Origin of the sequence: Clostridium puniceum, from assembly GCF_002006345.1 — a bacterium.
GTDB classification, from domain to species: Bacteria; Bacillota; Clostridia; order Clostridiales; family Clostridiaceae; genus Clostridium; species Clostridium puniceum.
The window spans coordinates 1-23,129 of record NZ_LZZM01000230.1 but is presented as its reverse complement, the minus strand read 5'-3'; the positions used below and the strand labels follow the sequence as shown (position 1 = coordinate 23,129).

The following is a 23,129-nucleotide window of genomic DNA, read 5'->3' as shown; positions in this document are numbered from 1 at the left end:
TTATAATATAGATGATTTAAATAGTAGAATAAAAAACTAAATATGCCGTTTATGGTCGAAATTTATATATTAATATAGCTAGTAATGATAACATGATATCTTCGTAAAATTTATCAGTGTATACTTAAATTACATAAATATCTAACTGACATATGTGCAGCTACTAACTTTAAAGGGGGAATAAAAATGTTTAAAAAATTATCTTTTAAAATTAAATTATTACTTAGTATCTTGCCTGTAGTTATTGTTGGGATGTTGGTTTTAAGCGGAACAGCATTATATCAATTTAGAAAAACAATTCAAGATGAAATTATTGGTAATAGAATTTCTGAAACTCATGAATTGTCTGAAAATGTAAATACATGGTTGGAAGGTAAACTTCTTGAAGTTAGAGGGGCAGCAAATACTCCAACAGCTAAACAAATTGAAACAAATCTTGAAGCTGTTGATAAATTTAATTCAGAAAGAATTAAATTTTTAGAGAAAAACTATCCTGGTGAATATGATAATGCGGCAGCTACTTTATTTAATAATGATGGTATATCTAGAGCTCAATATTCAAATGGAAATTTTGTGGCAGGAGATGTATCTGAAAAGCCATGGTATAAAGACTTGATGAGTGGAGTCCCTTATAATATGTCAAATCCAGTAGTATCAAAAGGAACTGGAAAAACATTGGTGGTAATAGGAGTACCTATTAAAAATGAAGCTGATAAATCTATAGGAACAATGATATCAGCAGTTAATCTTTCTTATATTCAAGAAAAGGTTAAGGCTTTTAAATATGGTGATAAAGGTTATAGTTTATTAGTTGGAAAAGATGGAACAATCCTTGTACATCCAAATGAAGAATTAGTAATGAAAAGTAAAATAGCAGAAGTAGAAGATGAAAATATAAAATCTTTGGGGAAAGAAATGCTTGATAAGAAATCAGGTACCTTTAGATTTAGTTCTGGTAAAGAAAATTTTATTGTATTTTATAATGAAGTTTCTTTATCTGGATGGAATATAGCAAGTGTAATATCAGAAGATGAGTTATTTGCTGCTTCTGAAAAATTAATGATTACACTACTTTTAATTACTTTAATAATTGTTATTATTCTTGTTTGTATAATAATGATTGCAGCAAAGCGTATGGTATCACCACTAATTAAATTATCTGCATTTTCTGAAGAAATTGCTTCAGGAAATCTTACAAAGCAATTAAAAGTTGCTTCAAATGATGAAATTGGAAAAGCAGGAAAGAGCTTAAATAATACAGTTATTAAACTTAAAGATATGATACGTGATATAAGTAATTCGGCTAATGAAGTAAGTCTATTATCAGATACTTTAGTTGTTGCTACAGATGAATCATTAAGAGGAACAGATGAAGTTTCAAGAAGCATGCAGGAAATAGCAAAAGGTGCTGTATCGCAAGCTGAAAGTGCTAGTATGGCTCTAGATGCAACAAAAGAATTAATTAAAGATATAGATGAAGTTTTCAAAAAGTCTAATTATATGATAAACGTTGTTGAAGAATCAAAGAAGGTAAGCACTTCTGGTTCAGAAGGGGTTAAGGAAGTCGTAGACAGTATAAAAACTATAGCTCTAACTAATAGTGATAATGTTAATGAAACACAAAACTTATTAGAAAAATCTAAGGAAATTGGACAAATAGTATATGTAATAAGCGATATAGCAGAACAAACTAATTTGTTATCACTTAATGCAGCAATTGAAGCTGCTAGAGCTGGTGAGCAAGGAAAAGGTTTTGCTGTAGTTGCGGAAGAGGTTAAAAAATTGGCAGAACAATCAAGTACTGCATCAAGTAAAATAGCAGAATTAATAAATGCAGTTCAAAAACAAATTGAAAGTATAGCAGATAAAATGGAAAAAGGTACAAACGAAGTAATGCATGGTGTTGATGTTACAACTACAGTTGGTAAAAATTTTGAAGAAGTAGAGAGAGTATTTAATGAAATAAGTTCTATCGTAACTGAAGTATCACAAGCAGCAAATAGTATGGCTAATAAAGCTAATACTACAGATCAAGTTATAAGTAATGTTGCTGCTATAACTGAAGAAAATTCAGCAGCTACAGAGCAAGTTACAGCATCAAATGAGGAACAAACGGCTTGTATGCATCAAGTTGGAGAAACAACAAATAAATTAGAAGAACTTGTTGGTAATCTTAAAAATACTGTAGATAAATTTAAAATATAGGATTGAAAATATTAAAAAAATAGTAGATGCATTTAAACATAAATTGTTGTTCGTTAGAGATCATGTCTAAAAAGCAAAGAATAAAATATTGTTTCATAGGATATTAGAGAACTATATTCGATTAGTTCTCTAATATTTTTTTATATCAAAATATGTTCAAACTAACATTAATATTGCTAAAGAAAGTTGACTATTTAAAAAGTAGAAATATTAATTCTTAAAATCACTACAGTGCATTTAAATGGGTTAGAAATCCTTGTGTCTATGTGTATAGAATATTATCAAAAAATACTTAAATCATATTATAATAGTTAGTTTTATAGTGTTATCTATATTAATATATACTAATAATTAGTATAATAATTATTAGTATATATTAATAGGAAGAAGGTGAACTTTGGTGATGGATTTTTTAAGATAAAATAATCCGCACTAAAAATGTTATGAAAGAAAAAATAAGTACTATAATAAATGAAATGATTAGCTATTATTCAAAAGATCCAAGAAGAGTCAATCACTTTTTGAAGGTATATTCATTTGCTAAGTCCATAGGAGAATTGGAAGAATTAAATGAAGAAACTCAAGATATTTTAGAAGTAGCAGCTGTAATGCATGATATAGGAATCAAGATAAGTGAAGAAAAATATAACTCATCTGCTGGAAATTATCAAGAGATTGAAGGGCCTCCAGTTGCAAGAGAAATATTATTAAAATTTAAATTTGATAAGAAATTTATAGATAGAATTTGTTATTTAGTAGGGCATCATCATACATATAGTAAAATTGATGGAATCGATTATCAAATATTAATTGAAGCTGATTTCTTAGTTAATATTTATGAAGATGAAATAAAAGGTCCTCAAATTCAAAGTATTAAGGAAAAATATTTTAAAACAAAATCAGGAACTGAATTTTTAACAAATTTATATTTATGAAGAGATGAGGAAGAAAGCGTGCTTAAATATAAAGAATTAACTAAGGAGCATATTAAAGAAATAGCTGAAATTTATGTGGGGGCTTTTAATTCCAAACCATGGAATGATCAGTGGACTATTGAAAGCGCATCTAAACGTATTTCTCAAATGATAAATTGTGAAGGCTTTGATGGACTTGTTGTTTATGAAGAGGAAAAAATAGTAGGAATGATACTTGGAAATCATGAATATTATTATAATGGTATGCATTTTCATATTAAAGAATTTTGTGTGGATTTAAAACTTAAGGGTAAAGGTATAGGTTCACAACTTATTGAAGAATTCGCAAATAGATTAAAGAATAAAGGTATAGATAAAATTATTTTATTTACATCTAAAGGCGATGGTACAGAAGGTTTTTATAAAAAACATGAATTTGAAAGTTTTGAAGATATGGTAATGATGGGAAAAGAAATTTGAAAATAATTTTGTAAAATCTGCAAGAAAAATATTCATGAAAATAATAAAAGGAAACTATAGGAACGGTTCCAAAAGTTAAAAATAGTCTGTGTAAACTTAAAGATGATATAATAAAATCATTGACTTAAGAAAACGCAGACTATTTCGTTTGTGTAAATATTAGAAATAAATCCAAAGGATGCAAAGTTTTTGTCTGTAAGAAATTTTAATAAAGAATATAATTAATATTGTAGTTAGGAAACAAATTAATAAGGCAGTGTATATTTAAGTTACTTCGATGTTAACGATAGATGTCATCGGTTCGATTCCGGTCTTATAATCCAGAGGGATTATAAGTAGCTCAGTTGGTAGAGCACTAAATACTTAAATAGTTTTTCTCCTTATAAAATTGTTATATTATCCATCATTTTTTAATTGTGCCAAACTTCCAAATCGAAAGGAGCAAATTAAAATGTCAAAGTTTAATATTTTTAAAAATACAACAAAAAATATAGAGGGTCATGTGGCTTTAAAAATGGAACTAAAGGAAAAGCTAATTACTGAAGTTTTAACAAGCTTCTTCAATGAAGGGAAATTTTATGGAGATAATTCTTTAGAAATAGTGAATGATTTGAGAAAAGTTATTAAAATAGATCCCAAATTTGTAGCCAATTTAGCTATATATGCTAGAAAGGAAATTCATTTAAGAAGTATTTCGCATGTTATGGTTTCAGAACTTGCTTATGATGTTCAAGGCAAAAAGTATATTAGAAGAGTTTTAAATCAAGTAGTTGAAAGAGTAGATGATATGGCTGAAATTTTAAGTTATTATTTAAATATATATGGTAAGCTAATTCCAAATTCTTCAAAAAAAGGATTAGGTGATTACTTTTTAAGATTTGATGAATTTTCCCTTGCAAAATATAATAGTGCAAAAGAAATTAAGCTTAAGGACATAGTAAATTTGGTGCATCCAAAGCCAAATAATAATGAGCAAAGCAAGATGTTTAAAAGGCTTCTTGAGGACAATTTAGAAATACCATTTACCTGGGAAATAATGCTTTCAAGTGAAGGCAACAACAAGAGTACATGGGAGAAGTTAATTGAAAGCAATAAGCTTGGCTATATGGCAATCCTTCGTAATTTGAGAAATATTATTAAAGCTAATCCAGATAATATAAATAAGGTATATGAAGTTTTAGAAAGCGAAAATAGGGTTAAAAAGAGCAAGCAACTACCTTTTAGATATTATTCAGCTTTTAACGGATTATCTCATGAAGGCGTAGGTACTTCAAAAATTTATGACGTTTTAGAAACAGCAATTAGATATTCTACAAGTAATATAGAAAGACTAAGTGGTAAGACTTTCATATCAACTGATGTTTCAGGTTCCATGAGCAATAGAGTAAGTCAAAAAAGTGATATGACTTGTGCTGAAATAGGTACTCTACTAATGTCAATAGCAAATAGCATTTGTCATGAGGCTATAACAAGTACTTTTGATACAAGCTTTAAGTTAACATCACTTGCCACTAAAAATGGAATAATTGCTAATGCAAAATTCATAAAGCCTACATGGGGGGGAACTGACCTTTCACTGCCAATTAGATATTTGCTACAAAATAAAATCTATGTAGATAGAATAGTACTATTATCAGATAATGAGATAAATAGCGGATATGATAGAGTATGTCAGATTTATATAAATCAATATAGAAAAAAGGTAAATCCTAATGTCTGGATTCATGCAATTGACCTTTTAGGTTATGGTACTCAACAATTTAAAGGAGAGAAAGTAAATATAATTGCAGGCTGGAATGAAAAAATATTAGAATTTATACCAAATGTAGAAAAGGGACTAGATACTATAAAAGAAAAAATTGAAAATTATTATTTTAAGGAAATTAATGAAAAAGTAGTATAGAGTCATAGTATTGTATCTATATTAAATAGGAGATCAAAATTATGAAAGTAAAGATAAGAGAATACATCATTGATATTAATGTTGAAAAAAATGAAAATTACTATAGAAGTTTCTTAGCAGAGTATAAATATTTTATATCTAGAAAAACAAACAAAAGGAAAGGGAGTGAATATTTAGTGATTTTGTGTAATTGAAGACACTATCTCACTAAAGATAATATATGTTAGAAGTTAAAGGAAAATATAATACTGCAAAAGTATTTACCGATAATATAGAAATAGAAGCAATAGAACAATTGAGAGAATTATGTAATCAGCCTTTTGTAGAAGGCTGCAAAGTTAGAATTATGCCAGATACTCATAAAGGAGCAGGAAGTGTTATTGGATTTACAGCTGATTTAGGGGACAAGGTTATACCTAACATTGTAGGAGTTGACATTGGATGTGGAATGTTAACTGTAAATTTAGGAAAGATGGATTTCAATTTAGAAAACTTAGATAAAATTATACATGAAAATATTCCATCAGGAATGAATGTTCATAAAGGCAAAGTTGCTAAATTTCCACAATTACAAGATTTAAAATGCTATAGAAACTTAAAAAATACTAAAAGAATTGAAAGAAGTATTGGCACTTTAGGTGGTGGAAATCATTTCATTGAGATTAATGAAAGTACTGATGGTACAAAGTATCTTGTAATACATTCTGGAAGCAGAAATTTAGGGAATCAAGTGGCTAGTATGTATCAAAACTTGGCTATAGATTTATGTAGTGGTAAGGGAGAGTATTTTATTAAAAGAGATAAAATAATTGAAGAATATAAGGCTGAAGGGCGTAGAAAAGAAATTCAAAAAGCATTAAAAGAGTTAGACGCATTATATAATAATTTAATGCCAAGCTATCCAAGAGGATTATGCTTTTTAAATGGTAATTATAAAGATGAATATTTACATGATATGAATATATGCCAGCAATATGCTACTTTAAATAGAGAAACAATGGCAGATATAATTTTAAAGAAATTACTAGGAAAAGGATTTGAAGAATTTGAATCATTTTCTACAATTCATAACTACATAAATTTTAAAGACAATATAATCAGAAAAGGAAGCATATCAGCATATGAAGGTGAAAAAGTATTAATTCCACTTAATATGAGAGATGGAAGTATAATTGCCATAGGAAAAGGAAATCCAGATTGGAATTATAGTGCACCTCATGGTGCAGGACGTATCATGAGTAGGACTAAAGCTAAGCAAGAAGTTAAGTTTGAAGATTTTAAAGCTTCAATGGAAGGGATATTCACAACTTCAGTTACAGTAGCTACCCTTGATGAAGCTCCAATGGCTTATAAGTCTAAAGAAGAAATTCTTGATAATATTTCTGAAACAGTTGATATTATTGAAATAATTAAACCGATTTATAATTTTAAGGCTCAAGGATAGGTAGTGTTTTTACATTAACTATATTTATAGAATTATTCCAGAGGTTATAAATGCTCATTAAAAAAGAGTATTATATATTTTGAATGAATTTTTTCAAAAAATTCTTAATAATCATTATGGAGGGTATAATGAGTGCAGTAACAAAAGATATTTTAAATAAAGAGGAATATAAGTTTATCAATTCAAATGAAAATTTAGCCGATAATATAATTTATTTAACACTTTCAGGTTCTATTGGTTATGGAACTAATTTAGATCATAGTGATATAGATTTAAGAGGAATAGCAATAGAAAGAAAAGAAAGCATTTATGGATTTGAAAGTTTTGAACAATTTGAAGATGTAGAAACAGATACCGTTATATATGGGTTTAAGAAATTTGTTTCATTAGCATTAAAAGGAAATCCTAATATCCTTGAGCTGTTAGGAACTAAAGATGAGCATATTATTTATGTGAATAAGTATGGGGAGACATTGCGTAAAAATAAAGAACTGTTTTTATCAAAAAGAATAATAAATACTTTTGGTAATTATGCTACAGCACAATTAAGAAGGTTACAAAATGCATTAACAAGGGACCAGTATCCACAAGAGGAAAAAGAAAAGCATATACTTGCTACAGTGAATAGTCAAATGAATCATTTTTCATCTAATTATACAGAATTCCATAAAGGAAGTATAAATTTATATATTGATAAATCTAGCAAGCAAGACAAGGAAGCAGAGATATTAATGGATATTCATATAGATAAATATTCATTAAGAGATTTTGTAAGCATATATTCAGAAATGAGTAATATTATCCGTGATCATGACAAGCTTAATCATAGAAATAGAAAAAAAGATGATGGAAAACTTTTAAAGCATGCTATGCACTTAATAAGACTGCTTATTATGGGAGCTGAAATATTGAATACACATGAAATTAATACATATCGTGTAGAAGAACATGATTTATTAATGGATATTAGAAAAGGTAAGTATAGTTATGATGAATTATTCAAGATGGTAGAGGTATATGATTTTAAGTTTAAAGAGGCATCAATTAGAACCATATTGCCTAAAGAGCCTAATAAAGAACGGGTAGAAGAATTATTGATTTCTTTATATGAAGATTATTATAATAAATAAGGAGATGTTTCAAAATGAAAAAATCATTTTTAGATGCCTTCATTAAGACAAACCAATTTGCTATGAATTTTAACTTCTAATAGGTGTAGTTTTAATTAGGTCTATACGGCAAACAGGCTAGGAAAGGCTTAGTGTGCAAACCATATGCGTGTATCTATTCAACAGTATGTATTGAATCAATTCGTTCTTAAATACATTTCATTACACCAGTAGTAAAGCCAGTTTTTTAAGTGATTCATTAAAAAATAGTATTTTCATATTTAATTTTCCCCCAATTCCATATTATAAAAGTTTATAATATGTTATAAATATACTATAAACGCTTAGAAGTACATTAAATATGCTGATTGTAAAGAATTATTTATAGACCGGGAATTTCATGCACAAGGAATGCTGGCAAAATTTAGTTTTAAGAAAAATAATTAAAAGGAGGAGATTGTATTTTTCCAGATTTTATTAAGCATTATGATCTAATACGTTCAATACTTAGAGATGTTTTTTTATATGGTTGTTTTTCAAAGAGTGATTTAGAAAATAAAAATCATGGTAGTTCAAGAAAAGTTAGCTATGAAATGCGGAGAATTAGACAATATATTGAGAATGATTTTATTAAAATAGATAGAGATGGTAAAAATAAACTTCTAAGTTTAAGTTATGATGATATTTCAAACACAAAAAATTTCTTAGTAAATACATATTTAAGTAAGAGTTTTACGAAATTAGATATTATTTTATATTATTATTTGCTTTTAGTCTTAAACTATAAAGATGAGCCGATGACATTCTCAGAAATTGAAAATGAATTAGTCAATAATGAACTCATTGATTATGAAAATATAAGCAGCAAAACCATTGAAAGAAAGCTTAATGAAATGTCAAATTCTATGGAGATGGTGTCTTTTAAGAAAAGAGGTCGAGTTAAAGAGTATTACATTTGTGAAGACATATTAAAAGAACTTAATAATCAAGAAGTTGAAAAACTTTATTACATAATTGATTTGTATAAAAATATTATTTTTCCTAATGTAAGTGGACATTATTTTTATGATACATTAAAAGATTATATGGAATTTGAAAGAAATATAATTCCAAAAGATAAAGATCGTTTTCAATATAAAAATTTACATTTTCATCCTATAATTGAAGAAGAATTAATTTTGAAAATTATGAGAGCAATTGAAAATAGAAATGAGATTATACTTAAAAGTGATTCGAAAGTTACAAGAGCTAAAAAATATGATAATGAAATTGTTAAGCCATTCAAACTTAGATATGATATTGAATGTGGAAGGTTTTATGTATTTTCATTTACTAATAAGGGAAGATGTGTAAGTGCAAGGATTGACAGAAAAGATGATGTTGAAGTTTTAAAAACAAAGTTTAATTATGATGAATATAAAGAAAAGTATAAGTCCTCCATGGAAAAAAGTTTTTCAAGTGTACCTCGTAACAATAATGCTCCATATGAAGAAGTGGAATTCAAAGTTAAGATTAACTCTTTACAAAATTATTATATAGTTGAAAAAATAAAAGGTGAATTAGGTGAGTGCACATTTAAAAAGAGAAATGATTTTGAATATTTATTGAAAAAGGAAGTAAATGATTCTTGGGAAATGATTCCTTGGATCAGAAAGTATGGAGGATTTTTAAAAGTTATTTCTCCACAATGGCTTGATAAAAAAATTGAAAAGGATTGGGAGGATATGCTAAAGAATTATGGAGTTGTTTCACGAATATAAAAATAAGTATTTTCATCTTATATTTAGAATTTTAAATTTAGCTAAAGATGGACTTGATAGGGATGAAATTATAAAACTTATTGAACAGGAAGAATATGAAGAAAAAGTAGTAGGTAAAGACTTTAATACTTTTGAAGGAATGTTTTTAAATGAATATGAAGGCTTAGATAATTTAAATTTATTAAAGGAAAGAGAAAGTAAATTTTATAGTATTTTAAATAATCAAAAAATATACCTCTTAAAGTAAGATTTTCAAAACTAGAAAAGTCTTGGCTTAATGGAATGATTAAAGAACCTGTAGTACAAGCATTGCTAGGGAAGGAAATATTAGAAAAATTAGAAAAAGCTTTAGAAGGTGTAACTGAAGGCAGCAATGACATGATAGAATTCACAAATAAGGTAAAAAGTCCTTTTCAGTATAATCTTAAAAAATTTCAAGAAGATTTTTATATTATTTTAGACGGAATAATTAAAGAGAAGCCTATTATATATACTAACATAGATAAGAATGGTAATGAATATAAAAACCAATTAGCACTTCCGATTAGAATTGAGTATTCATTAAAAGATAATAAGTTTAGGGCTTCGCTTTATTCTTTCAAAGAAGAAAGATCTATAATGGTAAATTTACATACATTAAAAGATGTCAAAATAGCTGAAAAGGATATTGAAATATCAGAAAATATAAATTTAGAAATAAATAGAGAAGATGTGCTAAAAAATTTAAAGGAAAAGAAATACTCTGAAACCCCAATTACAATTGAACTTGAAGATATTAGGGGAGCTATGGAAAGATGCTTTATGAGTTTTTCATCTTTTGAAAGGAGCTCTAGGGCTATTTCAAAAAATAAATATGAAATAGACATTTATTATTATGCTTTTGAAGAAGCAGATGTTATAAGAAAAATAATGTCTCTAGGTCCATATGTTAAAGTGAAATCTCCTAAGAGGGTTAAGGAAATTATTGTTGAAAATATTAGAGAAGCATTTTTGCTCCAAAAAATTTAACAAGGTAGTAAGTTTTAGTGTTTCAAAAAAAATAAAAATTCAGTATGCAGAGTGAGCTATATCTGCATACTGAATTGGTAAGTTCAATTAATGAAATTATAGGACTTAACTTACCTTTTTGATTATTATACTAAAGATTTATATACTTTATATAATAGTTATTATTTATAATCAAAGCTAGAACATCTTGTTTCAGAATATATTTGAACTCCATTTCCAGATACGTTTATAGAGTTTAAATCACAAAGTCTATTATAGTTATGAGTGCAGCTTTCTACGTTACAAGTGAGAGAATCACATTGCCCTTTAGAATTTGTATTATTAGTTAAATCACTATATAAAGATTCATTTAAAAATGAACCGCAACAAGTTCCACGGTCACTACTTGCGGATACACCTCCAATATCAACTCTGTTTGAATAACAAATACCAGTTTTATTATGTGAACAATTAATTACATCACAATTAATTCTTTGCATAAAAAACACTCCTTTCACTAAATCTTAATTTATTTATAGTATTATTTATTAAAGTATCTATCGAGCAATCCTTTAAATGCTTTTCCATGTCTAGCTTCATCTTTACACATTTCATGAACTGTATCATGTATAGCGTCTAAATTGTTTTCTTTAGCTATAGTTGCAAGTTTCTTTTTACCTTCACAAGCACCATATTCGGCTTCAACTCTAGCACTTAAATTAGACTTAGTATCAGCAACTACAACTTCACCTAAGATTTCTGCAAATTTAGAAGCATGTTCTGCTTCTTCAAATGCAATTCTCTTATATGCTTCAGCAACTTCAGGGTAACCTTCACGATCAGCCTGACGAGACATTGCTAAATACATTCCAACTTCAGTACATTCACCCATGAAATTAGCTCTTAATCCTTCTAATAATTCATCATTAAGGCCATTAGCAATTCCAATTCTATGTTCATCAGCAAAATTTAATTCATCATTCATTTCCTTGAATTTGTCAGAACTTACTTTACAAATAGGACAAATTTCAGGTGGTTCATTGCCTTCATGAATATAGCCACACACAGTACAAATAAATCTCTTCATTAAAATCCCTCCATAAACTATTATTGTTTTCTTATATTTTATAGGTATTATAGAACCTAAGAAATAGTATTGCCTTATAAAAGAAAAATTATTAGTAATACGTTATTAAATTATTGATTTTTTTATATAAGAATATGATAACTAGCATTTTTAGAATATAGTTATGTTAGAACATATATGCTCGAATATGGTATAATTTATATAGATAATAAAGAATAAATACATTAGGAGGAATTTTTACGTGAATAATAATTTTGAATACATATTATTTGATTTAGATGGAACAATTACTGATTCTGGAGAGGGAATAACTAAATCAGTTCAATATGCATTAAAATCTTTTGACATTTTAGTAGATAATTTGAAAGATTTAAATAAATTTATAGGACCGCCATTAAAAGATTCATTTAAGAGATATTATAATTTTGATGATGAAAAAGCAGAAATTGGATTGAAAAAATATAGAGAATATTATACTGAAAAAGGTATTTATGAAAATAATTTATATGATGGAATAGTAGAACTTTTAGATACCCTTGAAAAAAACAATAAAAAAATTATACTCGCAACATCAAAACCAGAGGTGTATGCTAAACAAATTCTTAAATATTTTAAGATAGATAAGTATTTTAATTTTGTAGCTGGAGCTGACTTTGAAGAAACAAGAGTAAAAAAAGGTGATGTTATAAAGTATGCCTTAGAAGGAGCTAAAGTTTTGGAGCTATCAAAGACAATTATGGTAGGAGATAGAGAACATGATATTATTGGAGCAAAAGAAAATAATATTAAATCAATAGGAGTTCTTTATGGATATGGAGATGTAATCGAACTAACACAGGCGAGAGCAGAGTACATAGTAAAGACTCCAAATGAACTGTTAAATAATCTTCTTTAATAAAAATACATATGTTGCAATAATAAATCTACATCTAAAAACTTGTAATTATAATTATCTGCAAATAATTTATATGTGGAAATATAATTGCAACATATATACTAAAAAATGTTGATTTTAAAAATATAATTTTACATAATTATTAACAATAAAGACGTAACATTGGTTACAGAAATAAAGTGAATTAAGTTATATAATAAGATTAAAGATAAACAACATAAATTACAAATATAAAAATTTTATCTTAAATATAATTTTATTGATATAAATGAGAGGAGATATGTAAATATGATAACTAAAGATTTAACAATAGGAGAAATAATCAGAATAAAGGATAATGCACCACAAATTTTAATGGGGTTCGGAATGGGATGTGTTGGATGTCCATCAGCTCAAGCTGAAACAATTGAAGAAGCTTCAAAGGTTCATGGATTAAACTTGGAAGAATTATTAGCTGCATTAAATTCATAATTGAATGATTTAAATTTAATATTATAAAAAGTCCGTAGTATGTTATAAATATACTATGGACTTTTTATAATATATGTTGCAGTAAATAAACATATATAATTTATTTACTATACATAACATAAGTTTAATATATTTAATAGTTAAATAAATCAAGTATTCGTTGCTTTGCAAATAATATGTACAAATAACTTTGAAAACATGAAAACATATAATATAATAATATATAATGTAAAATTATTATATTATAGTCATAAAAACTATTATAGTTGTATAATAAGTGGAAAGGAATGGTTTATTGTCTAAGTTAGGGAAATATGTATGTATTACGTACATATGTTTAGCAATTGTTTTAGGGGGAGTTTCAGCATATTTTAAGGTGATATTTGATGAAATGAACAGTAAATCAATAGCTCAAGAAGACAATGATAGTAATAATGAAAGCAATAGTACTGAAGATTGTTTAATTAAAATATCTACTCCAATTAAAGCTGAGTTAACAGCTTATTGTAATTGTAAGATATGTTCGGAAGCATGGGGGTCACAAACTGCAATGCAGACACATACTAGAGTAGGTATTATTGCTGCGCCTAAAGATATAGCATTGGGAAGCAAAATATATATTCCGGATTTAAAGGGTTACAAGGAAGATGGAATATTTGATGCTGAAGATAGAGGTGGAGCTGTTATAGTAAAAAATGATGGCACTCATATAATAGATATATGGTTAAAAACACATGAGGAAGTTGAAAAATTTGGAAGGAAAAAAGCTACGGTTTATTTAATGAAATAATAAGTAGCTTGAAGTTTTTTATATATTCAATTAAAATTATGTTAGTGAAAGGAAATAAAGAAAGAAAATATACAAAGATACATAGAATTTGTTGAAAAACAGTTAGAATGACTGAGGGGTGAAAAAAATCTTATGAGTCAGTTGAAAGAAAATGAAAAAGTATTTTTTGGTGAAGATATTAATATATCACCAGATATGGTTGAAGAAAAAGTTGAAGAAATGAATGAAACTTTGCTTATTTATCGTTCAGCTATAAAAGAAGTTAAAACTAAATTAGATATTTTAGATGATGAACTTAAAATAAGACGAAAAAGAAATCCAATAGAATATATGAAGTCTAGGGTAAAAACACCTGGAAGTATTATGGAAAAGCTTCGCCGCAGAGATTTTGAAATGAGTATTAAGTCTGCTAAAAAAAATTTAAATGATATTGCAGGTATAAGAGTAATTTGCTCCTTTGTTGGTGATATATATGATATTGCAGAAATGCTTACGAGACAAGATGACATTAAATTAATTGAAGAGAAAGATTATATAAAGAATCCAAAACCAAATGGATACAGAAGCCTTCATTTGGTTGTAGAAGTTCCTATATTTTTCTCAGATCATGAAGAATTAGTTAAGGTTGAAGTTCAAATAAGAACAATAGCAATGGACTTTTGGGCAAGCTTAGAACATAAATTATATTATAAAAAATCAGGTGAAAGTCCAGTTCATATAACACAAGATTTAAAAGAATGTGCTGATCTTATAGCATCAACAGATATGAGGATGCAGGATATACAAAAACAAGTTGAAAAATTAAGGTAGATAGGTGGAAAGATAGAATGATAAAAGATTTTATATTAAAAAATAGATCATATAGAAGGTTTTATCAAGATAAGTTAATTGAAACTAGTACTTTAATAGAGTTAGTTGATTTAGCAAGATTATCACCTTCGGGAGGAAATATTCAATCATTAAAATATATTTTAGAAAATACAGAAGAAAGAAATAATAAAATATATGAACATATACGTTGGGCTGGATATTATAAAGATTGGGATGGACCTAAAGATGGAGAAAAGCCAAGTGCTTATGTAGTAATAGTTCAAGATAGTAGTATTGGTATAGGGAGTCCACAAGATCAAGGTATAGCGGTGCAAAGTATTCTACTTGGCGCAGTTGAAAAAGGACTTGGTGGCTGCATTATTGGAAATCTAGATAGGAAGAATTTATCAGAAACGTTGAAATTAGATGAAAAATATAAAATTATTTTGGTGTTAGCATTGGGATATCCAAAGGAAGAAGTAGTTATTGAAGAAATTAGTGAAACTGGAGATGTTAAATATTGGAGAGATGAAAATGAAGTTCATCATGTACCTAAAAGAACATTATACGAATTAATTTTAGATTAAATAATGATATAATAAAGTGATTTTGAACATACTATACTTGTGAATTTTTATAAAAAGGAGATAGTATATATGGAAAGAGAACACTATATTGTTGATGGATTAATTAATGAAAATATGAAGACACAAGTTAAAAATGCACTCGAAAAAATTGAGGGGGTTTCTAATGTTTGTGTTGATCTTGGACGTGGAAGTGTTGAGGTTATGTACAATAAACCTGCAACTCAAGAAGAAATAAGAAGCTGTATAGAAAATACAGGTCATAGTGTGCAATAATTATTGAGTTGTACAGAAAGTGATGAGTTTTTTAGTCAAATGATGATTAAAAAGTCCCATAGAGGATAGATAAAAAATCCTCTATGGAACTTTTATGTATAATAGGATAAGTAAGACTAGAATTTAAAATAGATTAGTAACAAATTAACCTTGTAATATTTTCACATAAAAGGTTCTGTCTCTAGGACCATCAAATTCACAAAAATATATATTTTGCCACCTGCCTAAAACTAATTTTCCATCATTTAAAATAAGGGTTTGTGAAGCTCCTACAGTAGAAGATTTTAAATGAGCATGAGAATTTCCCTCAAAATGTCTGTAGTTAGAATCAGAAGTTTGGTATACTTTTTCAAATCCATATATTAAGTCATGAATTACATCTGGATCAGCATTTTCATTTATAGTTATTCCAGCTGTAGTATGAGGACAATAAACAACTATAATTCCATCTTTGATTTTACTAGATTTAATATCATCATTTATATAATAAGTAATATCTAGCAGTGTTTGTGTAGATTTTATCTCAATAGAATGTTTGAATAAATTGCACATATAAAGCCTCCTTAAAAGCAAGTAATATTATAAAAGTTGCAAAAACAATCTACAGTAAAACTAAAAATTGTTAACTAATTTTATTGAAGAATAAAAATTGCAACATATTTTTTATTAATTAAATTCTGATATGTTATTTCATTATTCATAGTTATAGATTAAATTATAAACGTGTTAAAAATAATTAAACCTATTAAACAAATATATAGCAAAGAATTTATTACATGTTATATATTTGTTTAACAGGTTTAAGCCATGAAATTCAAAACTATTCATTGTATTGTTAAGTGACTATTTAGTTAAGATTTAAATCTAAGAAATTTATAGCCTCAGTTTCACTAATATTTTTAATAAGAGAAACTTCTTCAACTAAAAATTTGCGAGCAGTATTAAACAGTTGTTTTTCACTACTATTTAAAGATTTCTCTTTGTTCATAAGAATTAAATCATAAACTACCTCAGCACTGTCTTTTAACAAACCCGATTTTACCTTAGTCATATTTGTTTGATATCTTTCTTTGGCAGATGTAGAGTGCAATTCATTATTTTTAGAAGATATATTAAATAATATATCTTCTAAAGTAGAATTATCACAAATTTTACGTAAATTTGAATTTAATATTTTATCACTTGGAATCATTATTTCAAGATTATTTGATAGGATTTTAACTATTATGTATTCTCTATTCTTGCCTGAAAAAATTTTATCTTCGATTCTCTCAATAACACCTATGCCTTGCATTGGGTAAACGACTTTATCTCCAATTGAAAACAAAAAAATACACCTCCATAAATTAGTATATTTTTATTATAACATTATCAAGTGAAAAAGTAAAATTTTAATATATCATATAATAAATGCTGTGTCAATAAAGTTTAATGAAAATATAAAAAAAGTTTATGAATGGATAAAATTTTTCCTTGATATAAAACTTATTCAAAATAAAATTTCAAGAATAAATATTATTATTTTTAGATAATGAAATGAAGGGTTAAGAGGAAAAGAATTATGAATCAATCTTAATTATTTTGTGGAAATTAAATCAAATTTACCCTATAATCATATTTGAATTATATAGACAGCAAATTTCTAAGAATCTTATCTCCTATGCTAAACAAAGAAACATTAAAATTATAGCAGAAGGTGTTGAAACGAAAAAAGAATTAGAAAAGCTTATGGAATTTGACATAGATTATCTACAGGGATATTACTTTAGCAAACCGGAATTTATTCCACTAGGAATAAGTGAGAAACTGGTTAAAGAAGTCTTGCAGATAAATGAAAAATTAAAAAGAAATTAATAAAATATAATTTTTATTTTGGGGGATAATTATGGAAAAAGAAGTGGGAGCTAAGGTTGTTAATGGAGAAATAATAGTAGTAGATGGTTTAAATAATGAGTCTATAACTATAAAAGCTCGTAAAAATATAAATTTATTTATTAACGGTAATAAATGTGAGAATTATAAAAGCTATGAAGTAACTTCACAAGATAAAATAACATGTATTTGTGAGAAAACAGAATCTAATAGAGAAGTAAATGTTATTATTTCAGACGATAAGATGAAAGCATATATCACAGTAGAATATACACCTGAAATTGAATATAAATTAAAAGAGAGAGGAGTATTTTTAAATTTGGCCATATCTACTGAAATAGTATCTAAAAATGAACCGGAATATTTTACTGTTTCAGAACTGAAAAGTATACTAAAGGAAAAGGGAGTAGTATATGGGATTTTAGAAGAAAATTTGGAATTAGCTTTAGAAGGATGTTCTGGAGAATTTTTAATTGCGGAAGGTAAAAAAATAATTAAAGATATACCTAGTGAAATAAAATTATTTTTTACGCCAACTCAAATGATGTTTCCAGACATTGATTCTAATGAAAATGTTGATTATAAAAATTTATTTAGAATTTCAAATGTTAATGCAGGAGATAAGATTGCAGAAATAATTCAAGAAGTAACTGGAGAAGATGGAAGAACTGTTTTGGGACAAGTAGTCAAGAGAGAGTATATAAGAAAGATGCCGATTAATGCAGCTAGTGGATGTGAAATTAGAGATAATTATATAATAGCACTTATTGATGGAAAAGCACATATAGCTAATAAAAATGTCAGTGTTAATCCAATTTATACGGTAGAATCTGTGAATATGAGTACCTGTAATATTAAATTTTATGGAGATATAGAAGTATACGATAGTGTTGATGACAATATGTCTGTAAACGCCGGAGGTTCTTTAGATGTAAGTCAAAATGTGAATACTTCAAACGTAGTTACTGGCGGTGAAATAACTATACTCGGAAATGCAATTAATTCAAAGATTTTATCTGGACAAATAGATATAAGAAAGAAAGAATATGCAGATGTTTTAGGGGAATTTAAAAATGTTATATTAAAAATGATTGAGGCTATAGAACAGTTAAATTTAAACAGTAAGAAGTTTGAAAGTAGTGATTTTATAAGGACATTAACTGAAAGTGATTTTAGAGATTTTCAAAGGTTAGCGTTAAATATAGTTTCCTTAAACATAAAAAACAAAACAAAAAGGAATAAGCTTGTAGATTATATTAAAGAAAATATATTAGGATATAATATTTTAAATTTGAATTCGTTAAATGATTTATTTACTCTTGTGAACATATTAGATAATGAGATAGACTATTATGATAAAAATATAGTAGTTCCATTAGATATAAGAATAGGATATTGTCAAGATTGTGATATAAAGGCAACAGGAAATATTATAATAGGAGGTCAAGGAGAGTACATTTCTAGACTTAGTGCTATGAAAGATATAATTTTTACTAAAGTTGATTCTGTTGCAAGAGGGGGAATACTATCAGCAGGAGAAAATATTAGTGGAGGAATTGTAGGAAGCAGAGCTTACGTACAAACAATATTGATGGTGCCTGAATATGGGAGAATAAGTGCTGCTTTAGCATTTAAAAATACAATTCTTTGTTTTGGAAAGGTAAAAATGCTTTTAGAAGAGGATTATGAAAATATTAATGCACATTTTAATTCAGAAACCAGACAAATTGAAATAGTTAGATCATCAGTTTAATTGGGTTAGAAGTTTGTACAAAAAGTTTTCATGTGATATAATTAATAAACAGTTCATACAAAAGACTCGTATATTTCCGATATAATGGTTGGAAAGTTTCTACATGCGTATACAAACCGATACCGATAAATACTTACCTATAGCCATACAAAATATTATTTATGGTTATAGGTATTCAATTTTTATTTTCTTTTCAATAGGATCGTAAATTATCTTTTTAAATATTAATCTTATTTTATTTTTCATTTCTTCTGGATTTTCTAATTTTGAAAACTCCAAAATATTATTATAAGTATATTCTTTATTCCCTTTAGCAACTTCATTTTCTATTTCTGCTAATTTTTCTATTTCAAGGGATAATTTTAATTTTGAATTTTCTTCGGTTAATTGTTCTATTTTATTCAACAAAGGCGTACTAGCTGCTGTAGAAAGAACTAAAATTTTATCAACTAAACCATTAATTATTTTTTCATTATTATTGATGGATTCCTGTATTTTAACACTATCTTTAATTTGCAATCTTTCCTTTTTATATGAATCTATGAATTTTTCATAATCATTTAAACCTAAAACTAATTTTTTAACTCCATTCTCTAATTTTGGAACATCGACATAGGCACTATTTTTGCATTTTTCTCCAATGTCTTTTAGTTTACCTGCTGATTGCAACCTATTTGTACAAACATAATAAGATTTCTTTCCGTTATTCACTAGTATATAATTTTGGCCACAGACAGGACATTTTACTAACGTGCTTAGCCAATGTATTTTACTGTCTTTGCTGGACTTTTTAGCCCTTTCTTTATTTATATCCAAAAGATTTTGAACTTTTAAAAACTGTGTTGCGGGTATACATGGTTTATGTTTCCCTACAATAGCAATTGGTTCTCCGGAACGACAACCATAAGTCATATATCCATTACCGTTGGGATTGCCCACTATTTCATATCCATTTTTCTTTAAATAATAAGAAACTTCTTTAGTTGATTCACAATAGCTAGGATTAGTCAATAAACCCTTCATACTAAGCTTTGTAGCTATACTGTATCCTAATTCAATCATCTTTTTATGAGTGGCATATAAGTTGCCAGTTTCTAAATATATATCAAATGCAGTTTGTATCATTTTAATATCACTAATTATTAAATAACTTTTCCCATCTGCTCTTTTTTCGGTAGTGCAACCAAATGGAAGTTTCCCACCAGTAAAAGCACCCTTTTTAGCAACTTGCAATAAATTATCTTTTACTCTTTGTGCTATATTTGCTCTTTCCATATCAGCAAAGCTAGCTAAAATCATCATTAACATTCTTCCCATGGGGGTAGATGGATCAAATCCTTCTGTTATAGAAATTAATTTAACATCTAAAACTTCAAGTTCATCATAAATTTTAACGAAATCTACAATATTACGAGCAATTCTATCAACTTTATAAACTGCAACAACATCGAAATTCCCTAGTTTTACCTCCTTCATCATACGTTGGAAAGCTGGTCTATTAGTGTTTTTTCCGCTAAATCCCTCATCTTCGAATACTTCAATCGTACAGTCTCCTTTAGATTTAAAATATTCTTTACATAAAGTAATTTGAGTTTCTATGCTTTCAGAGTTTTCTACATATACAGATTTACGAGTATATATAGCAATCTTATTCATTAAAATCAATCCTTTCTTACTATTTAGTTTTCTTTTTTATAAGATATTCAATATCGTTCTTTAATGCTGCTATCAAAAGTTCTTCGAGTGTCCCTTCTTTATAAGTCCCTTTAAATAGACTATCTACATCATTTATTAGTCCTAGATCTATTAGTTGTTCAGTTGCCTTTTTTGTAGCTTTAAAATCGTCTCTAGAAGTTATATACTCTTGTTGATTAACTCCGTATAGCCAAAATTCTTCTGGCTTCTCACTTAAGGCAACTAATTTATGCAAAAAAGAGCTTGATGGTGATCTTTTACCATTCTCTATCATATTATAATAACTTTCGCTAACACCTAGCTTCTCTGCAAATTCTCGTTTTAATAATTTTAAGCTGCTTCTATAATTTATTAATCTTTCACAAAACATTTCTGATCCTCCTTTTAAATACTATTATATTGTAACTTTTCATTTTTGAAAAGTCAAGAATGGAATTTTGAAAAAATTAATAAATATGTGGAGTTAAAAAACGGAGAAAAACAAAGAATTATATGAACATTGATGAATAAATGAATAAAAATGGTCATATATTAAGCTTAACAAATATGAAAAATTAAGTATAATTAAAATACAATAAAAATATAAGAATTAAGAAAAAATAATAGAAGGGGATAATTATGGAGGAGATAAGAAAGAAAATTTATAAATTATTGATTAATATTAGAGATGAAAGAAAGTTAAAAATTATATATCAATTTATTACTGGGATAACTGATAAATAAAAGGGCAACTAAATTTAGTTGCTCTTTTATTTTATCTTATTTACAAACTCTTTTACTTTTGCCCATTCTTCGCTAGACATTTGACCAAGTGCAATGAAAACATTTTGAATAAATTCATCATCAGATTTTAAAATGTTTCCAACAATGTTAGCAACAAGCTCTGGTTTTGATAATTCGTTAAACATGGATTCCCCACCAGTTCTTAACCAATTTTCATTGACATTAAATTCACGACAAATAGATTTTATCATTTGTTCAGTTAGTTTGCGTTCACCGTTTTCAAGCCTAGAGATAGCCGTTTTAGTAACGCCTAATCTAGCACCAAAAGATTCTTGGTTAATCTTTAAATTAAATCTTATGGATTTCAAACGTTCGTTCATAATTTATCACCTCACTTAAAATGATATTAGCATAAAAAAATTACCAAAGTCAACAAAAATGTATTGACAATATAACCATGGGTAACTATAATGTAACCATAGACAACATGAAAATGAAGTTAAGAAAGGAGAAATTAAAATGTTAGAAACTAAAGAGATAGAAAAGAATGGATTAATTGATTTTCAAAATTTAATGGAAGAAGTCGCAGAATTATCAAAAGAAAAGCAAGAAAAAGTATGTATTTTTGTTCAGGGCATTATTGCTGGCATGCAAACTAAAAAACTTAATTAGTAGTAAAGGCAATTTTATGAATGAGTTAAAAGAATTGCTCTTGAATTAAGAGTTCAAGAGCAGTCAAAAATAATTAGTTTTAAATAGAGGAGTTGAATTAATTGAAAGAAAAAAAGAAAAATACTAGTATTGAAACACCAGTTAAAGATGAGGGATTTAAAGAAATTCCTAGAGAATTTGATTTTGATGATGAAATGATAAAGCATGTAGTTATATTAAATCCTTCAAAAGAAGCAGCAGCATGGGAACGATTCTTTAACAGTTTTCCAGAATGGATGGGAAGAGAAAATCATAAATTTAGAGACAACGATTAAAAGAGTACAAGCATACACTTAATCACAAGTTAATTGGTAAAAGAGAAAATTTAAAAGTTACTGTTACATGGAGTAGAAAAGAGGAATAAAAAAGATAAGCAATTGGAGGTAATGCATATGGAAATGGATAAAAGAGGTGAGGAGCTAAGGCAAAATATGCATGATGCTATACAACAGTATGGAAATAATTCTGTAGAGGCATTAGCAGCTAGTCAAATTTTAGATGAATACATGAACGAACATTATTTCAGAAAAATAATTAAAAATGAGAGGAGACAGTAAAATGCTTGAATTTGGTGTTGATTTTCCGTTAGAAGAATTAGAGGAAAGAGTTAATGCTGGTTACTTTGATGAAGAGCTTTATATCTTTTTATCAGCAACTTTA

28 protein-coding genes are annotated in these 23,129 nt (G+C 27.2%); 21 read left to right on the top strand and 7 right to left on the bottom strand.

The features are described 5' to 3' along the window. Positions 1-186 precede the first annotated feature (186 nt). The 10 genes from CLPUN_RS24630 to CLPUN_RS24595 all read left to right on the top strand — a co-directional run bounded on the left by CLPUN_RS24630 (position 187) and on the right by CLPUN_RS24595 (position 10,823). Positions 187-2,205 carry a methyl-accepting chemotaxis protein gene (locus CLPUN_RS24630; protein WP_077849851.1) on the top strand — a complete coding sequence of 673 codons (2,019 nt, stop codon included), beginning with the start codon at positions 187-189 and terminating at the stop codon, positions 2,203-2,205. A 443-nt stretch (positions 2,206-2,648) separates the two neighbouring features. Further along, the gene (locus CLPUN_RS24625; RefSeq protein WP_077849850.1) at positions 2,649-3,140 is read left to right on the top strand and encodes an HD domain-containing protein; all 492 of its coding nucleotides are present in this window, start codon (positions 2,649-2,651) and stop codon (positions 3,138-3,140) included. Between the two features lie 18 nt (positions 3,141-3,158). After that, entirely contained in the window at positions 3,159-3,599 is a 441-nt protein-coding gene (locus CLPUN_RS24620; protein ID WP_077849849.1) for a GNAT family N-acetyltransferase, read from the top strand. A gap of 451 nt (positions 3,600-4,050) precedes the next feature. Beyond that, on the top strand, positions 4,051-5,502 hold the full coding sequence (locus CLPUN_RS24615) for a TROVE domain-containing protein (protein ID WP_077849848.1): 1,452 nt from the start codon (positions 4,051-4,053) through the stop codon (positions 5,500-5,502). A 41-nt stretch (positions 5,503-5,543) separates the two neighbouring features. Then, the gene (locus CLPUN_RS27850; RefSeq protein WP_158078834.1) at positions 5,544-5,696 is read left to right on the top strand and encodes a hypothetical protein; all 153 of its coding nucleotides are present in this window, start codon (positions 5,544-5,546) and stop codon (positions 5,694-5,696) included. Positions 5,697-5,722: 26 nt separating this feature from the next. Beyond that, positions 5,723-6,946, top strand: a complete 1,224-nt coding sequence (locus CLPUN_RS24610; protein WP_077849847.1) for an RtcB family protein — start codon at positions 5,723-5,725, stop codon at positions 6,944-6,946. Between the two features lie 128 nt (positions 6,947-7,074). Then, positions 7,075-8,076, top strand: a complete 1,002-nt coding sequence (locus CLPUN_RS24605) for a nucleotidyltransferase domain-containing protein (protein ID WP_077849846.1) — start codon at positions 7,075-7,077, stop codon at positions 8,074-8,076. A 572-nt stretch (positions 8,077-8,648) separates the two neighbouring features. Continuing rightward, positions 8,649-9,815, top strand: a complete 1,167-nt coding sequence (locus CLPUN_RS24600; RefSeq protein WP_242954249.1) for a WYL domain-containing protein — start codon at positions 8,649-8,651, stop codon at positions 9,813-9,815. Continuing rightward, positions 9,793-10,062 carry a hypothetical protein gene (locus tag CLPUN_RS28985; RefSeq protein WP_242954248.1) on the top strand — a complete coding sequence of 90 codons (270 nt, stop codon included), beginning with the start codon at positions 9,793-9,795 and terminating at the stop codon, positions 10,060-10,062. Before CLPUN_RS24600 ends, CLPUN_RS28985 begins: the two co-directional genes overlap by 23 nt. A gap of 35 nt (positions 10,063-10,097) precedes the next feature. Further along, positions 10,098-10,823 carry a WYL domain-containing protein gene (locus tag CLPUN_RS24595; protein ID WP_242954247.1) on the top strand — a complete coding sequence of 242 codons (726 nt, stop codon included), beginning with the start codon at positions 10,098-10,100 and terminating at the stop codon, positions 10,821-10,823. A 161-nt stretch (positions 10,824-10,984) separates the two neighbouring features. Here CLPUN_RS24595 and CLPUN_RS24590 read toward each other — a convergent pair whose 3' ends face one another. Together CLPUN_RS24590 and CLPUN_RS24585 are read right to left on the bottom strand one after the other, a co-directional pair. Beyond that, on the bottom strand, positions 10,985-11,302 hold the full coding sequence (locus CLPUN_RS24590; RefSeq protein WP_077849844.1) for a DUF1540 domain-containing protein: 318 nt from the start codon (positions 11,300-11,302) through the stop codon (positions 10,985-10,987). Positions 11,303-11,343: 41 nt separating this feature from the next. Beyond that, positions 11,344-11,889, bottom strand: a complete 546-nt coding sequence (locus CLPUN_RS24585; protein WP_077849843.1) for an NADH peroxidase — start codon at positions 11,887-11,889, stop codon at positions 11,344-11,346. A gap of 241 nt (positions 11,890-12,130) precedes the next feature. Between CLPUN_RS24585 and CLPUN_RS24580 the strand changes: the two genes are divergently transcribed. The 6 genes from CLPUN_RS24580 to CLPUN_RS24555 all read left to right on the top strand — a co-directional run bounded on the left by CLPUN_RS24580 (position 12,131) and on the right by CLPUN_RS24555 (position 15,715). Further along, the gene (locus CLPUN_RS24580) at positions 12,131-12,784 is read left to right on the top strand and encodes an HAD-IA family hydrolase (protein WP_077849842.1); all 654 of its coding nucleotides are present in this window, start codon (positions 12,131-12,133) and stop codon (positions 12,782-12,784) included. A gap of 288 nt (positions 12,785-13,072) precedes the next feature. Next, complete coding sequence (locus CLPUN_RS24575; protein WP_077849841.1) at positions 13,073-13,255, top strand: DUF1858 domain-containing protein; 183 nt, start codon at positions 13,073-13,075, stop codon at positions 13,253-13,255. A gap of 295 nt (positions 13,256-13,550) precedes the next feature. Continuing rightward, a complete protein-coding gene (locus CLPUN_RS24570; protein ID WP_077849840.1) occupies positions 13,551-14,045 on the top strand; it encodes a 3D domain-containing protein in 495 nt (164 codons plus the stop codon). A gap of 132 nt (positions 14,046-14,177) precedes the next feature. After that, positions 14,178-14,855: a GTP pyrophosphokinase gene (locus CLPUN_RS24565; RefSeq protein WP_077849839.1), complete on the top strand. Its 678-nt coding sequence runs from the start codon at positions 14,178-14,180 to the stop codon at positions 14,853-14,855. A 17-nt stretch (positions 14,856-14,872) separates the two neighbouring features. Next, on the top strand, positions 14,873-15,442 hold the full coding sequence (locus CLPUN_RS24560; protein WP_077849838.1) for a nitroreductase family protein: 570 nt from the start codon (positions 14,873-14,875) through the stop codon (positions 15,440-15,442). A gap of 69 nt (positions 15,443-15,511) precedes the next feature. Beyond that, positions 15,512-15,715, top strand: coding sequence for a heavy-metal-associated domain-containing protein (locus CLPUN_RS24555; RefSeq protein WP_077849837.1), 204 nt, complete (start codon positions 15,512-15,514; stop codon positions 15,713-15,715). A 144-nt stretch (positions 15,716-15,859) separates the two neighbouring features. On the opposite strand, the gene CLPUN_RS24550 is transcribed toward CLPUN_RS24555, so the two are convergent. Further along, positions 15,860-16,267, bottom strand: a complete 408-nt coding sequence (locus tag CLPUN_RS24550) for a secondary thiamine-phosphate synthase enzyme YjbQ (protein WP_077849836.1) — start codon at positions 16,265-16,267, stop codon at positions 15,860-15,862. Positions 16,268-16,562: 295 nt separating this feature from the next. Beyond that, entirely contained in the window at positions 16,563-17,042 is a 480-nt protein-coding gene (locus tag CLPUN_RS24545; RefSeq protein ID WP_077849835.1) for a CarD family transcriptional regulator, read from the bottom strand. Positions 17,043-17,296: 254 nt separating this feature from the next. Here CLPUN_RS24545 and CLPUN_RS24540 point away from each other — a divergent pair, with 254 nt between their 5' ends. Together CLPUN_RS24540 and CLPUN_RS24535 are read left to right on the top strand one after the other, a co-directional pair. Then, entirely contained in the window at positions 17,297-17,569 is a 273-nt protein-coding gene (locus CLPUN_RS24540) for an EAL domain-containing protein (RefSeq protein WP_242954246.1), read from the top strand. A 31-nt stretch (positions 17,570-17,600) separates the two neighbouring features. After that, positions 17,601-19,340, top strand: coding sequence for a FapA family protein (locus CLPUN_RS24535; protein ID WP_077849833.1), 1,740 nt, complete (start codon positions 17,601-17,603; stop codon positions 19,338-19,340). A 165-nt stretch (positions 19,341-19,505) separates the two neighbouring features. Here CLPUN_RS24535 and CLPUN_RS24530 read toward each other — a convergent pair whose 3' ends face one another. The 3 genes from CLPUN_RS24530 to CLPUN_RS24520 all read right to left on the bottom strand — a co-directional run bounded on the left by CLPUN_RS24530 (position 19,506) and on the right by CLPUN_RS24520 (position 22,138). After that, positions 19,506-20,996 (bottom strand): recombinase family protein, encoded by a 1,491-nt coding sequence (locus CLPUN_RS24530; RefSeq protein WP_077849832.1) that lies wholly within the window; start codon positions 20,994-20,996, stop codon positions 19,506-19,508. Between the two features lie 19 nt (positions 20,997-21,015). Next, a complete protein-coding gene (locus tag CLPUN_RS24525) occupies positions 21,016-21,405 on the bottom strand; it encodes a helix-turn-helix domain-containing protein (protein ID WP_077849831.1) in 390 nt (129 codons plus the stop codon). Between the two features lie 379 nt (positions 21,406-21,784). Further along, on the bottom strand, positions 21,785-22,138 hold the full coding sequence (locus CLPUN_RS24520) for a helix-turn-helix domain-containing protein (RefSeq protein ID WP_077849830.1): 354 nt from the start codon (positions 22,136-22,138) through the stop codon (positions 21,785-21,787). Positions 22,139-22,277: 139 nt separating this feature from the next. Between CLPUN_RS24520 and CLPUN_RS27845 the strand changes: the two genes are divergently transcribed. The 3 genes from CLPUN_RS27845 to CLPUN_RS24510 all read left to right on the top strand — a co-directional run bounded on the left by CLPUN_RS27845 (position 22,278) and on the right by CLPUN_RS24510 (position 23,026). Continuing rightward, a complete protein-coding gene (locus CLPUN_RS27845; protein WP_158078833.1) occupies positions 22,278-22,430 on the top strand; it encodes a hypothetical protein in 153 nt (50 codons plus the stop codon). A 101-nt stretch (positions 22,431-22,531) separates the two neighbouring features. After that, positions 22,532-22,744 (top strand): hypothetical protein, encoded by a 213-nt coding sequence (locus tag CLPUN_RS24515; protein WP_077849829.1) that lies wholly within the window; start codon positions 22,532-22,534, stop codon positions 22,742-22,744. Between the two features lie 117 nt (positions 22,745-22,861). Beyond that, positions 22,862-23,026, top strand: a complete 165-nt coding sequence (locus tag CLPUN_RS24510) for an aspartyl-phosphate phosphatase Spo0E family protein (protein WP_158078832.1) — start codon at positions 22,862-22,864, stop codon at positions 23,024-23,026. Positions 23,027-23,129 lie beyond the last annotated feature (103 nt).

What these genes read in the sequence shown, in the direction of transcription:
- CLPUN_RS27850 (WP_158078834.1), top strand. Translation starts at nt 5,544, where the DNA reads ATGAAAGTAAAGATAAGAGAATACATCATTGATATTAATGTTGAAAAA.
- CLPUN_RS24605 (WP_077849846.1), top strand. Translation starts at nt 7,075, where the DNA reads ATGAGTGCAGTAACAAAAGATATTTTAAATAAAGAGGAATATAAGTTT.
- CLPUN_RS28985 (WP_242954248.1), top strand. Translation starts at nt 9,793, where the DNA reads ATGGAGTTGTTTCACGAATATAAAAATAAGTATTTTCATCTTATATTT.
- CLPUN_RS24630 (WP_077849851.1), top strand. Translation starts at nt 187, where the DNA reads ATGTTTAAAAAATTATCTTTTAAAATTAAATTATTACTTAGTATCTTG.
- CLPUN_RS27845 (WP_158078833.1), top strand. Translation starts at nt 22,278, where the DNA reads ATGTTAGAAACTAAAGAGATAGAAAAGAATGGATTAATTGATTTTCAA.
- CLPUN_RS24520 (WP_077849830.1), bottom strand. Translation starts at nt 22,138, where the DNA reads ATGAACGAACGTTTGAAATCCATAAGATTTAATTTAAAGATTAACCAA.
- CLPUN_RS24560 (WP_077849838.1), top strand. Translation starts at nt 14,873, where the DNA reads ATGATAAAAGATTTTATATTAAAAAATAGATCATATAGAAGGTTTTAT.
- CLPUN_RS24525 (WP_077849831.1), bottom strand. Translation starts at nt 21,405, where the DNA reads ATGTTTTGTGAAAGATTAATAAATTATAGAAGCAGCTTAAAATTATTA.
- CLPUN_RS24565 (WP_077849839.1), top strand. Translation starts at nt 14,178, where the DNA reads ATGAGTCAGTTGAAAGAAAATGAAAAAGTATTTTTTGGTGAAGATATT.
- CLPUN_RS24575 (WP_077849841.1), top strand. Translation starts at nt 13,073, where the DNA reads ATGATAACTAAAGATTTAACAATAGGAGAAATAATCAGAATAAAGGAT.
- CLPUN_RS24510 (WP_158078832.1), top strand. Translation starts at nt 22,862, where the DNA reads ATGGAAATGGATAAAAGAGGTGAGGAGCTAAGGCAAAATATGCATGAT.
- CLPUN_RS24535 (WP_077849833.1), top strand. Translation starts at nt 17,601, where the DNA reads ATGGAAAAAGAAGTGGGAGCTAAGGTTGTTAATGGAGAAATAATAGTA.
- CLPUN_RS24590 (WP_077849844.1), bottom strand. Translation starts at nt 11,302, where the DNA reads ATGCAAAGAATTAATTGTGATGTAATTAATTGTTCACATAATAAAACT.
- CLPUN_RS24600 (WP_242954249.1), top strand. Translation starts at nt 8,649, where the DNA reads ATGCGGAGAATTAGACAATATATTGAGAATGATTTTATTAAAATAGAT.
- CLPUN_RS24550 (WP_077849836.1), bottom strand. Translation starts at nt 16,267, where the DNA reads ATGTGCAATTTATTCAAACATTCTATTGAGATAAAATCTACACAAACA.
- CLPUN_RS24555 (WP_077849837.1), top strand. Translation starts at nt 15,512, where the DNA reads ATGGAAAGAGAACACTATATTGTTGATGGATTAATTAATGAAAATATG.
- CLPUN_RS24615 (WP_077849848.1), top strand. Translation starts at nt 4,051, where the DNA reads ATGTCAAAGTTTAATATTTTTAAAAATACAACAAAAAATATAGAGGGT.
- CLPUN_RS24595 (WP_242954247.1), top strand. Translation starts at nt 10,098, where the DNA reads ATGATTAAAGAACCTGTAGTACAAGCATTGCTAGGGAAGGAAATATTA.
- CLPUN_RS24530 (WP_077849832.1), bottom strand. Translation starts at nt 20,996, where the DNA reads ATGAATAAGATTGCTATATATACTCGTAAATCTGTATATGTAGAAAAC.
- CLPUN_RS24585 (WP_077849843.1), bottom strand. Translation starts at nt 11,889, where the DNA reads ATGAAGAGATTTATTTGTACTGTGTGTGGCTATATTCATGAAGGCAAT.
- CLPUN_RS24610 (WP_077849847.1), top strand. Translation starts at nt 5,723, where the DNA reads ATGTTAGAAGTTAAAGGAAAATATAATACTGCAAAAGTATTTACCGAT.
- CLPUN_RS24625 (WP_077849850.1), top strand. Translation starts at nt 2,649, where the DNA reads ATGAAAGAAAAAATAAGTACTATAATAAATGAAATGATTAGCTATTAT.